The organism is Ruegeria sp. K3 (assembly GCF_056531845.1).
In genome coordinates, this window is the sequence record NZ_JBQFMM010000008.1 from 224,591 (window position 1) to 234,781 (window position 10,191).

The 10,191-nt window shown below is 55.7% G+C and carries 13 protein-coding genes; 5 read left to right on the forward strand and 8 right to left on the reverse strand.

Going from position 1 to position 10,191, the window contains the following annotated elements:
- Positions 1–4: 4 nt before the first annotated feature.
- Positions 5–697, forward strand: a complete 693-nt coding sequence (locus ACR0MP_RS15605; RefSeq protein ID WP_170401865.1) for a nitroreductase family protein — start codon at positions 5–7, stop codon at positions 695–697.
- A 52-nt stretch (positions 698–749) separates the two neighbouring features.
- Here ACR0MP_RS15605 and ACR0MP_RS15610 read toward each other — a convergent pair whose 3' ends face one another.
- Positions 750–1,769 (reverse strand): ribose-phosphate pyrophosphokinase, encoded by a 1,020-nt coding sequence (locus tag ACR0MP_RS15610; protein WP_170392433.1) that lies wholly within the window; start codon positions 1,767–1,769, stop codon positions 750–752.
- Between the two features lie 108 nt (positions 1,770–1,877).
- Here ACR0MP_RS15610 and ACR0MP_RS15615 point away from each other — a divergent pair, with 108 nt between their 5' ends.
- Positions 1,878–2,477, forward strand: coding sequence for a DsbA family protein (locus ACR0MP_RS15615; RefSeq protein ID WP_480887184.1), 600 nt, complete (start codon positions 1,878–1,880; stop codon positions 2,475–2,477).
- A gap of 19 nt (positions 2,478–2,496) precedes the next feature.
- On the opposite strand, the gene ACR0MP_RS15620 is transcribed toward ACR0MP_RS15615, so the two are convergent.
- From ACR0MP_RS15620 to ACR0MP_RS15650, 7 genes are all read right to left on the reverse strand, one after another.
- The gene (locus ACR0MP_RS15620) at positions 2,497–3,531 is read right to left on the reverse strand and encodes a threonine aldolase family protein (protein ID WP_170401858.1); all 1,035 of its coding nucleotides are present in this window, start codon (positions 3,529–3,531) and stop codon (positions 2,497–2,499) included.
- Positions 3,531–4,004 (reverse strand): YcgN family cysteine cluster protein, encoded by a 474-nt coding sequence (locus ACR0MP_RS15625; RefSeq protein ID WP_170512517.1) that lies wholly within the window; start codon positions 4,002–4,004, stop codon positions 3,531–3,533. Before ACR0MP_RS15625 ends, ACR0MP_RS15620 begins: the two co-directional genes overlap by 1 nt.
- Positions 4,001–4,933 (reverse strand): bifunctional riboflavin kinase/FAD synthetase, encoded by a 933-nt coding sequence (locus ACR0MP_RS15630; protein WP_480887187.1) that lies wholly within the window; start codon positions 4,931–4,933, stop codon positions 4,001–4,003. The genes ACR0MP_RS15625 and ACR0MP_RS15630 overlap by 4 nt, the downstream gene beginning before the upstream one ends.
- Before the next feature lie 60 nt (positions 4,934–4,993).
- Entirely contained in the window at positions 4,994–5,437 is a 444-nt protein-coding gene (locus ACR0MP_RS15635) for a MaoC family dehydratase (protein WP_074736482.1), read from the reverse strand.
- A gap of 100 nt (positions 5,438–5,537) precedes the next feature.
- Positions 5,538–6,413 (reverse strand): TIGR01459 family HAD-type hydrolase, encoded by an 876-nt coding sequence (locus tag ACR0MP_RS15640; protein ID WP_480887188.1) that lies wholly within the window; start codon positions 6,411–6,413, stop codon positions 5,538–5,540.
- A 196-nt stretch (positions 6,414–6,609) separates the two neighbouring features.
- Positions 6,610–7,530 carry a manganese-dependent inorganic pyrophosphatase gene (locus ACR0MP_RS15645; RefSeq protein ID WP_170735587.1) on the reverse strand — a complete coding sequence of 307 codons (921 nt, stop codon included), beginning with the start codon at positions 7,528–7,530 and terminating at the stop codon, positions 6,610–6,612.
- A gap of 99 nt (positions 7,531–7,629) precedes the next feature.
- Complete coding sequence (locus ACR0MP_RS15650; protein WP_170401850.1) at positions 7,630–8,610, reverse strand: TraB/GumN family protein; 981 nt, start codon at positions 8,608–8,610, stop codon at positions 7,630–7,632.
- 121 nt (positions 8,611–8,731) lie between these two features.
- Here ACR0MP_RS15650 and ACR0MP_RS15655 point away from each other — a divergent pair, with 121 nt between their 5' ends.
- The 3 genes from ACR0MP_RS15655 to ACR0MP_RS15665 form a co-directional block, all read left to right on the forward strand.
- Positions 8,732–9,406, forward strand: coding sequence for a DUF2161 family putative PD-(D/E)XK-type phosphodiesterase (locus tag ACR0MP_RS15655; protein WP_170594561.1), 675 nt, complete (start codon positions 8,732–8,734; stop codon positions 9,404–9,406).
- Between the two features lie 174 nt (positions 9,407–9,580).
- A complete protein-coding gene (gene groES, locus ACR0MP_RS15660) occupies positions 9,581–9,868 on the forward strand; it encodes a co-chaperone GroES (RefSeq protein ID WP_010441779.1) in 288 nt (95 codons plus the stop codon).
- A gap of 55 nt (positions 9,869–9,923) precedes the next feature.
- Positions 9,924–10,191: TCP-1/cpn60 chaperonin family protein (locus ACR0MP_RS15665; protein ID WP_480887191.1), on the forward strand; the 268-nt coding region annotated here is incomplete at its 3' end.

A 10,191-nucleotide genomic window follows, 5' to 3' on the forward strand; every position in this document is an offset into this window, starting at 1 on the left:
ACAGGTGTTTGCAAGAGATCATATCGAATACGAAGCCTTGGACCTTCCGGATCGTATGGACTTGTCTGATGAAGAAATGCTGGCCGAAGCGCGAGCGTTCTACGACAAGATGAAACGCCGCCATACCGTGCGTGACTATTCGGACCGGCCCGTCGAGCGCACGGTCATCGAAGAGTGCATTCGCGCAGCCGGAACAGCGCCCTCAGGGGCCAATCATCAGCCCTGGCACTTTGTGGCCATCTCGAACCCTGAGATGAAACGCCGTATTCGGGAAGAGGCAGAAGCTGAGGAGCGCAGGTTTTATGAAGGCGGTGCCGGAGATGAATGGCTGAAGGCGCTTGAACCAATCGGGACTAACGATCAGAAGCCGCATCTGGAAGACGCACCGTGGCTGATAGTGATTTTCGCCCAACGTTGGGGTCATTTCGATGATGGAGATCGGTTCAAAAACTACTACGTGCCTGAAAGCACGGGCATTGCCACGGGCTTTTTGTTGACGGCGCTGCACCATGCAGGGCTGGTTTCACTGACCCACACACCCAACCCGATGAAGTTCCTGAATAAACTGCTAAACCGCCCTGATCATGAAAAGCCTATTATGATCGTAGCTGTAGGCCACCCGCAAGACGACGCGAAGGTGCCAAAAGTTGCAAAGATGAAAAAACCGTTGGAAGAAATCATGACGGTCGCCGAATAGGTAGGCCGTCATGAATTCAGACATTATCTATGGTAGCTAGCAGTTTTTTCGATCAATCCATATGATAAAGTGACTCGTAGATCGGCGTCAGTGTCTTGTCTTCGAACAAAGATGACACGCTGGTGCCATTCCAAATGTTCAGGATCGCCTGCGTAAAGATCGGCGCGGTGGGCACGATGCGGATATTGGCGGCCTTGTTGATCTCAGCCGTAGGCTGGATCGTGTCCGATAGGACCAGAGATTTCATCACCGAATTGGTCACACGTTCAACCGCCGGTCCACTCATGACACCGTGGGTGATGTAAGAGTGTACTTCCTTGGCGCCGTTATCCATCAGCACCTGGGCAGCTTTGCACAGAGTGCCAGCGGTATCGCAAATGTCATCGACAATCAGGCAGATTTTGTCTTTCACGTCACCAATGACAGTCATCTCGGCCACTTCGCCTGCCTTTTCGCGGCGTTTGTCAACGATCGAAAGGGGCGCATTGATGCGTTTGGCCAATTCACGGGCACGTGCAACACCGCCGACATCCGGCGAGACCACCATCAGGTCGTCCATCTGATCCTTGAATTGTTTCTTCACATCCAGGGCAAAGATCGGAGAGGCATAAAGGTTGTCCACCGGCATGTCGAAAAAGCCCTGAATCTGGGCTGCGTGCAGATCCATGGTTAGAATCCGTTCGATACCCGCACCAGTCAGCATGTTTGCCACCAGCTTAGCGCTGATTGGTGTGCGCGCCTTGGTGCGGCGGTCCTGACGGGCGTACCCGAAATACGGAATGACAGCGGTGATCCTGGCTGCGGATGAACGGCGCAGGGCATCTGCGATGATCAGCAGCTCCATCAGATTGTCATTGGCGGGGTTCGAGGTTGGTTGAACGATAAACATATCCTCACCGCGCACATTCTCGAAAACCTCGACGAAAATCTCTCCGTCGTTGAACCGTTCGACCCGTGCATCGACCAGCCCCTGGTCAACGCCGCGATGCAGGCTCATGCGACGTGCAATGGTTTCGGCAAGCGGAAGATTGGCGTTCCCAGCGATAAGCTTGGGTTCGTGAAGTGTCGGCATCGGCTGATTTTCCCCGGGCAGCAGTGGCAATGTGACAGATTCGTGATGTTGACACCGCTTAGCATGGGTCTACCGTCCCGCAAAGATAACGCAGCGGAGAAAGTGAACATGGCCCAGATTGACTACTTTTTTGCGACACTCTCGCCCTATTCCTATCTGGCGGAAATGCGCCTTGAAGAGATCGCGGCAAAACACGGTGCGACGATCAACTATAAACCATTGGATATTGTTGCCCTGTTCGGCCGGACAGGTGGAACGCCACCAAAAGACCGACATATATCTCGCATCGAATACCGCGGGCAGGAATTAGTGCGCCAAGCGCGTAATCTGGATATGCCGTTGAACCTGCAGCCTGCGCACTGGCCGACGAACATGGCACCGTCCTCTTACGCTGTGATCGCAGCAGTACAGGATGGATCAGGTGATGTGGGTAAACTTTGCCATTCCTTCTTGCGTGCCTGCTGGGCAGAAGAAAAGGACATCTCTGATGATGGCGTGATCCGGGATTGCTTGGAACAGGCAGGATTTAGTCCAAATCTAGCTGATAGTGGCCTGTTGGTAGGTGCGGAAACCTACGCCGCAAATCTGGAAGAAGCCGTGGACCGGGGTGTTTTCGGGGCACCTTTCTACATCACACCGGACGATCAGAGGTTCTGGGGACAGGACCGTCTTGATGATCTGGACAAGCATCTGGCTGAGATGAAATAGCCGGGGCAGGGAGGCACGGCTACAAGAGGTTCAGAAACCGATCGATCTGGTCGGTTTCGATGGACCAGTCACAGACAAGGCGGCAGGCCAGCATCTCGTCTTCGTCGACACCGTCCAACGTATCGCCCCACAGGTGATAAACGGCGCCGGCCTCGTGCAGGCGCTTGTGTTGGCTGCGAGGAAAGCTTGCGAAAATCATGTTTGCCTGGGGTTCATGCAGGAATTCTGCCCCGACTGCCCGCAGACCACCCGCCAATCGCGCGCAATTGGCATTCGCTTTGCGAGCTGATTTCAGCCACAGGTCATCCTGCAGATAAGCAGCCATCTGGGCCGACAGATAACGGTGCTTGGAAAACAGGTGCGCCCCGCGCTTGCGCCGCAGCTCGAACTCCCAAGCTTTGCTTTCGTCGAAGAAGATTACGGCCTCGACACCCATCAGCCCGTTTTTGGTGCCGCCAAAGCTGACTGCGTCAACACCAGATTTCCACGTCATCTCTGCCGGTGAGCAATTCAAAGCGACCAGAGCGTTAGTGAAGCGTGCACCATCCATATGCACCGGCAACCCATACTTCTTGGCAACGCCACACAAGGCTTGAAGTTCGGCAAGCGAGTAAACCGAGCCACGCTCGGTCACCTGAGTGATCGAGACAGGCCCGCGCTGCGGACCATGCACGCCGCGGGTTTCTTCCCCCTCAATGGACTTGGTCAATGCTTCGGGGGTCATCTTGTCGCCACCCGGCACCAGAGTCAGTTTCGCGCCGGTGTAGAATTCGGGGGCATTGCACTCATCCTCATGGATATGAGCAACGGGTGAACAGAACACGGTTTCCCACGGCTTGCTCAGCGTTGCCAACGCCAGTGAATTCGCTGCCGTTCCCGTAGCGACCAGATAAACTGCCGCACCCGGTGCTTCGAAAATGCCGCGGATTTGGTCGCGCACTTCGTTCATCAAGGTGTCGGCGCCATAAGCCATCTGATAGCCCTGATTGGCTTCGGCCAATGCGGCCAGAACTTCGGGATGAACAGGCCCGGAATTATCAGAGGCAAAATGCATTAATTCGGCTCCTCGATGATGTAGTCTTCCCACTCTTCCATGGGCGTTTCGAATTCAGATACGGTTCGCCGCTGCACGGAGACTCCGGCGGTGTGAACGCTTTCAGGCGTACCTGATAGCAAAGGGTGCCAGTCGTAAAGCGGTTTGCCTTCCCAGAGCAGTCGATAGGCGCAAGTCTGGGGCAGCCAATAGGCATGGTTGTCGATGTTATCGGGTGTCATGACGATGCATTCGGGCACGAATTGGTGGCGGATATCATATTGGGTGCACCGGCAAGTTTCGTCATCCAGCAGGCGACAGGCAACACAGGTCAATGCGACCTCGCCCGTATCTTCGTCTTCCAGCTTGTTAAGACAGCATTTGCCGCAACCATCACACAGGGCCTCCCACTCACGCTGGTTCATCTTGCGCAGCGGCTTGCGTTCCCAGAATCGGGGCGCGAGGCCAGCTCGATCGATTGGATCCGTAGTCATGTACTGGCCAGTATCTCTCTCGCGCGCGCGCAATCGGCATCCATCTGCGAGATCAACCCGTCAAGGCCGTCGAATGTCATTTCGGGCCGCAGATAGTCGACCAGACCAAGGGACAGCGTGGCACCGTAAAGATCACCTGAGAAATTGAACAGAAATGTCTCGATGTTAGGAACCTCGCCTTGGAACATGGGCCGGGTCCCGACCGATGCCGCCCCGTGATAGCTGCCCTGATGCGGGCCATCCAGGACGTCGACCAAAACTGCATAAACGCCGAATCTCGGAGGGTGTAGTCCTTCGATCGACATATTGGCTGTCGGGTACCCCAACTCTCGTCCGCGTTGCTCGCCTCCGACGACCTCACCCTCGATCCGGTGCCAGTGCCCCAGCATTGTTGCCGCATCGCGCGGGCGCCCCTCTGACAGAGCTGTCCGGATCGCAGTCGACGAAACCACATTCTCGGTGCGCTCCAACAGGGGCGCGATTGTCACACCGAACCCCATCTCTTCGCCAAAGCGAACCAGGTCCTGAGGGTTACCGCTGCGCCCTTTGCCAAAACAAAAATCGGCACCCACGACAACATGAGAAAGCCCCAGACCATCGCATATGACATTTCTCGCAAAAGCTTCGGGCGTCATACCCGCGAGCGTTGAATTAAAAGGCAGTTCATAAAGCTTCTGCACGCCGAGTTTTTCCAGCCGGTGCGCGCGTGCATTGCCGCGCATCAGACGAAAGGGCGGTGCCTCTGGGGAAAAATACTCTCGTGGATGCGGCTCAAATGTCATGACCCCCAGCGGCGCGTTCAATTCAGCATTGCGCGCCAACTCGATGACGGATTGATGGCCAAGATGAACACCGTCAAAGTTCCCGATGGCGACACTTGCGCCTCGGTCTTCTGGTTCAACAAACTGGAAGTCCCGGATGATATGCATGCGGCTTGCCTAGCGGGACTGCCCGTCAGGTTCAAGCCGCAGTTCGGTTAAGGTGGATTATCAGTCGAACTTGCGGCTCGGAGCCAGCACCATGGCCTCACCCACCAACACTTTCTTTCCGTCAACTGCGCAGTGGCAATCCAGTTTCACCCGACGTTTGGCAAAATCGATATCGATCACCTTGACCTCGGCATAAACCATGTCGCCCGGACGCACCGGCGCCAGAAATTTAAGCGATTGTCCCATGTACACGGTTCCATGTCCGGGCAGCTGCTCTCCGATCACGGCAGAGATCAGGCCGGCGGTCAGCATGCCATGCGCAATGCGCCCTTCGAATATCGTATCGCGGGCATAGTCATCATCCAGATGAACCGGATTCCGGTCGGTCGATACTTGAGCGAACATCTCGATATCTTCATCGGTCACGACTTTGCGCAAGTGCCGTGACATGCCCATTTCGATGTCTTCGATGCAAATCGTTCCGCGCGGAAGGTTGTCCAACATGCTGCCCTCATTCGAGATCGAAAGAGCAACAAAAGACCATCATCTGCCGCTCGTCGGCAACTTTATTACTTCGCAGTTGCAGAAAATCAAGTCTTTTTTGCTATCTCAGGCGACCAATCGAATAGGTTGGATTGATCTGTTCCTTCTCGTTATGAGCTTTCAACGCGTCTTCGTCTGGATGATGTGATGTTTTGGTTTCTACGGCTGCCAAACCGCCGGTGATGAAGAGGGTATCAATGCCTTCCCCCATGCCTCCAGCGATATCTGTTTGCGGCCCGTCCCCTATGGCAAGTATTTCAGAATCCGACACATCAACCCCAATCGCCTGCAACCTGCGCCGGGCCAGATCGTAGATCGGCGGGTGTGGCTTACCGAAATATAGGCTTTCACCACCCATCTCGGTATAAAGTCGGGCCAAAGCACCTGCGCACCATTCGCGCGTTTCGCCTCGGTCCACCACGATGTCCGGATTTGCGCAGAGCAGTTTCATCCTTTTCTGCTTGGCATAAAGAAAGTCGGGCCGGTTCACATCTGGGTCCGCCATCGGGTCGAACGGGCCGCAACACACGATGCCTTCGGCCGCGTCCAGCGGAACGCGTTCAATGTGGATCGGATGATCCAGCAGTTTCAGGGGTTCAAAAAAACCGGCATCCCGCTGCCATTCCCCCATGAAGTAGACTTTTTCGCCAATCGCCCCGCGAAACATCGCTGAACGCGCCGAATCACCGCTGGTTGCAATCGTGTCATAGGAATCTGCCGGCACATTGAAATGTAAAAGCTGCTCGGCAACCCCGGCCCGAGGCTTGGGGGAATTGGTTACAAGAACCACCGTGCCACCACGTTGACGATAAGCTTGCAGTGCCGCGACGGCCTCTGGGTAGGCAGTTATCCCATTATGAACGCAACCCCACAAATCAACAAACAGCGCTTTGTAGCGGTCAGAGATTTCAGCGAGTGAAGAAACGATCTGGGTCATGGCGCGCCTCGTGCAGCAGGGAATGCGAGATGTCAAAGCCTATGGCAGAGCGTGGCGCAATTGGCCAGAGGTGCAGCCCAAGGCGGAGCGGCCGAAATCAACCCCCCTTGTTCATCTGGCCAAAAATATCTCGGAGCACGAGGCAGAGCCTCGCAAAAAAAAGCGCCCGGTTTCGGGCGCCTTTGATGATCTAAATTCAAACCTTGAGGTTCGGAATGATCTGCTTTTTCCGGCTCATCACGCCGGGCAACACAACCGCGTCACCGTCCACGGTTGCGCCAAAGCTCTTCTCAGCGACGCTTTTCACCAGATCATTTGGAACCAATAGCGTCGCTTCTTCGTTCAAAATATCGACCACGAACAGCAACACCTGATCAACGCCGTCTTCCTTGGCCACATCAGCCATCGAGCTTACGATGCTGTCCTTGCGATCCAGCACGACACCGGGGGCAGTGGTTTCCAGAACCGAGACCCGGAACTTGGTGCCGTCGACTTCGTATTCTTTGCTGTCCATGCGGATCAGTTCGGCGTCCGAGAATGACGATACATCCGATTTTGCTGCAAACATGTCGGCGGCGTAGGCCGAGACATCCAGACCAAGTTCAGCCGCCAGTTTCTCAGCCACGGCGCGGTCGTGCGCGGTGGTTGTGGGTGAGCGGAATTCCAGTGTGTCCGACAGGATGCAGGTCAGCGCGGCACCTTTGATCGCGTCGGGCATCTTGGCGGCGTCGTCACCCATCAGGTCGACCATGATGGTTGCCGTGCAGGCCAGCGGGCGCACAGTGATGTCGATGGGGCCTTTGGTTTCAAGCCCGCCAACCAGTTTGTGGTGGTCGATTATGGCGCGGATATCGGCGCTGTTGATGCTGGCGGGCAGCTCGGCCGGATTGTTGGTGTCGACGATGACAACCGGTGCATCCTCGGCCACGTCCTCGATGATTTGCGGCTTGAGCAGGTCCCAACGCTCAAGCATAAAGGCGGCTTCGGTGTTGGGTTCGCCTAGCAAAACGGGCTGTGCCTGTTCACCTTTCACTTCGTTCAGATACCACGACCACAGGATTGGAGAGCCGGTGGAATCGGTGTCGGGAGATTTGTGGCCAAAAACTAGCGTTGTCATGTCTCGTGTCCTGAAGAATATGGATTTGCGCGCCTTATAGGGTGGTCAAACACGGTTGTCACCCGGAAGCAAACTTGCTGCGACCCTTGGTCTGAAAACCTAGAATTCAGCGCGTTCCAGTGTATATCCGGCTTGATGTAGCTGGTTCAGTAAGCCGTAGTCGTTGCTCAGATGTCCGGCCCCGACAGCGATCACCGCGGTCTGATCCTTCAGGTCCAGAATCTTTTCCATCCAGTTGGCGTTGCGTTGCACCAGAAGCTGATCCTCGAACCCTTTCCATTCGGCGTTAAACTCTTCTGGTGTCATCCCTGAAGCTTCAAGTCCCTGAATTTTCGCAAGCTCAATGATCGCGGCGTGCTGCTCTTCGATATAGGCGTTCGCCATGGTGATCATTTGGTCGTCCCCGGCCTGCAGCGCCCCGGCCAGCCTGGTCAGTGACGCCACTTGTTCCTCCAGAGGATGGCTGTCGAACATGGCGATCAGATCCTCGATCCGCTCTAGCGAATACTGGGGTATCCCGTGTTGTTCGGCCAGTTCCGTCAGGCGCGTGTCCATGCCGCGATCAAAGTCTGGGGTATTCATCAGGCAAGGCGGAATGCCCAACATCATGCTTAGAAACCAAGGGCGCATCTTGGCGGCCATCCAGGCGGGAATGCCACGCTCGGCCAGAGTCGCGGACAGCGCTGTCCAATCTTCTTCCGACATCAGGTCAATCAAAGTGGGGCCGGACGTAATCAGGACCGGGCTGAAATCATCGGCCAGATCTTTTTCGAACGCGTCCATTTCGTCCTGCGTGACCTCGAAGAAAAACGCGTCGGCCTGACTCAGAGCTGGCTCCAAGCGCTCGACCACGGGTGCCATGCGGGGGTCGCTGGTGTGGAGGGTGCCGATCAGGTGCAAGACGGTCCCGTCTTTTGTCGCGATCCAGTGGTTGCCCTCCGGAAACGGAATGTCACTGATTGTCTTCTCGAGATCAGCTTGACTTTCGGCCGACAGGTCAAGCCTAAGATCTCTCCCTTCGCAGGCCGCATGGGCGGTAATCGGAAGCAACAGGCCGAGACAAAAGCTGAGCAAGCGCATATGGAACCTTCCGGAAATGGCGAATATGACCAAGACGTACTCCTGCCTTCTTGTAAGTTGCAATGTAGTTTGTCTTCAAACCGTGGCTGGCAATCCGCGCGAAACTACATAGCATAGCGTTATGAAGCTCGAGCAGGATCTCTATCCACCCATCAAAGCCTTGTTGGAACGTCAGGGATATACCGTGAAAGGTGAGGTTGGCGCCGCCGATATTGTTGCTCTGCGGGATGGGCAGGAGCCGGTGATCGTGGAACTCAAGCTGCGCTTCAGTCTCGCGCTGTTTCACCAAGCCATCACACGACTGAAAATAACCGATCAGGTCTATATTGGGGTCTGTAAACCAAAAGGCCGGGCAGCGAGACGGGCGTTGAAGGATAATCTGGCGCTGTGCCGCCGCCTGGGATTGGGCCTGATCACCGTGCGCTCTGATGGAGCGGTCGAGGTTCAATGCGATCCCGGCCCCTATGCGCCGCGCAAGGATAAGGTCAGGGCTAAGCGATTGCTGCGCGAGTTTGAAAGGTTGCAGGGCGATCCCAATGCGGGCGGTGCCACGCGTCATGGGATCGTAACGGCCTATCGGCAAGATGCGCTAAAATGCGCGGCCCATCTGGCAGAGAACGGAGCGGGCAAGGGGGCCGATGTCGCAAAGGCCACTGGCGTAAGTGCGGCGACACGTTTGATGTACGACAATCATTACGGCTGGTTCGAAAAAGTGGAAAAGGGCGTCTACGCGCTGTCTGAGGCAGGGCAAGAAGGTCTGAAACACTGGGCGTACAGCTGGGATCAGCCAGACTAGGTGCCTTGTTCTTGCCTGCTTATCGCGCCAGGCAAAAAAATCTTTCACATATTGTTGACTCGCTTCCTGCAACTCCCTAGCTATGCGTCGTTATCACTCATGAGACCCGAGTGCTAACGCCTCGTCAGTCGGCGAGGGGAGGATAACAAACTTTGAGCCCAAGGAGCTGCAAAGATGGCATTGAAACCGCTTCATGACCGTGTGCTGGTTCGTCGCGTAGAAAGCGAAGAGAAAACCGCAGGCGGACTGATCATTCCCGACAGCGCAAAAGAAAAGCCCAGCGAAGGCGAAGTCGTTGCAACCGGCGAAGGCGCGCGCAAGGACAGCGGCGAACTGATCGCGATGGCTGTAAAAGCTGGCGACAAGATCCTGTTCGGCAAATGGTCGGGCACCGAGGTTCAGGTCAACGGCGAAGAGCTGCTGATGATGAAAGAAAGCGACATCATGGGGATCATCGAGTAAGCGCACCCGCTTTCTCTGATCTTCATTTCAACAGATATTCTCAAGGAGAGACAACATGTCTGCAAAGGACGTCAAGTTTGACACCGATGCCCGTAACCGCATGCTGGCCGGTGTAAATGTTCTGGCCGATGCTGTTAAAGTGACCCTGGGCCCGAAAGGCCGCAACGTGGTTCTGGACAAATCCTTTGGCGCGCCGCGCATCACCAAAGACGGTGTTTCGGTTGCCAAGGAAATCGAACTGGAAGACAAGTTCGAAAACATGGGCGCGCAGATGGTGAAAGAAGTCGCCAGCCGCACCAATGACGAAGCCGGCGACGGCACCA

Excerpts from the sequence above, each read along its gene's own strand:
- ACR0MP_RS15610 (WP_170392433.1), bottom strand. The coding sequence starts at position 1,769 with ATGCCGACACTTCACGAACCCAAGCTTATCGCTGGGAACGCCAATCTT.
- ACR0MP_RS15615 (WP_480887184.1), top strand. The coding sequence starts at position 1,878 with ATGGCCCAGATTGACTACTTTTTTGCGACACTCTCGCCCTATTCCTAT.
- ACR0MP_RS15620 (WP_170401858.1), bottom strand. The coding sequence starts at position 3,531 with ATGCATTTTGCCTCTGATAATTCCGGGCCTGTTCATCCCGAAGTTCTG.
- ACR0MP_RS15625 (WP_170512517.1), bottom strand. The coding sequence starts at position 4,004 with ATGACTACGGATCCAATCGATCGAGCTGGCCTCGCGCCCCGATTCTGG.
- ACR0MP_RS15630 (WP_480887187.1), bottom strand. The coding sequence starts at position 4,933 with ATGCATATCATCCGGGACTTCCAGTTTGTTGAACCAGAAGACCGAGGC.
- ACR0MP_RS15635 (WP_074736482.1), bottom strand. The coding sequence starts at position 5,437 with ATGTTGGACAACCTTCCGCGCGGAACGATTTGCATCGAAGACATCGAA.
- ACR0MP_RS15640 (WP_480887188.1), bottom strand. The coding sequence starts at position 6,413 with ATGACCCAGATCGTTTCTTCACTCGCTGAAATCTCTGACCGCTACAAA.
- ACR0MP_RS15645 (WP_170735587.1), bottom strand. The coding sequence starts at position 7,530 with ATGACAACGCTAGTTTTTGGCCACAAATCTCCCGACACCGATTCCACC.
- ACR0MP_RS15650 (WP_170401850.1), bottom strand. The coding sequence starts at position 8,610 with ATGCGCTTGCTCAGCTTTTGTCTCGGCCTGTTGCTTCCGATTACCGCC.
- ACR0MP_RS15655 (WP_170594561.1), top strand. The coding sequence starts at position 8,732 with ATGAAGCTCGAGCAGGATCTCTATCCACCCATCAAAGCCTTGTTGGAA.
- groES (WP_010441779.1), top strand. The coding sequence starts at position 9,581 with ATGGCATTGAAACCGCTTCATGACCGTGTGCTGGTTCGTCGCGTAGAA.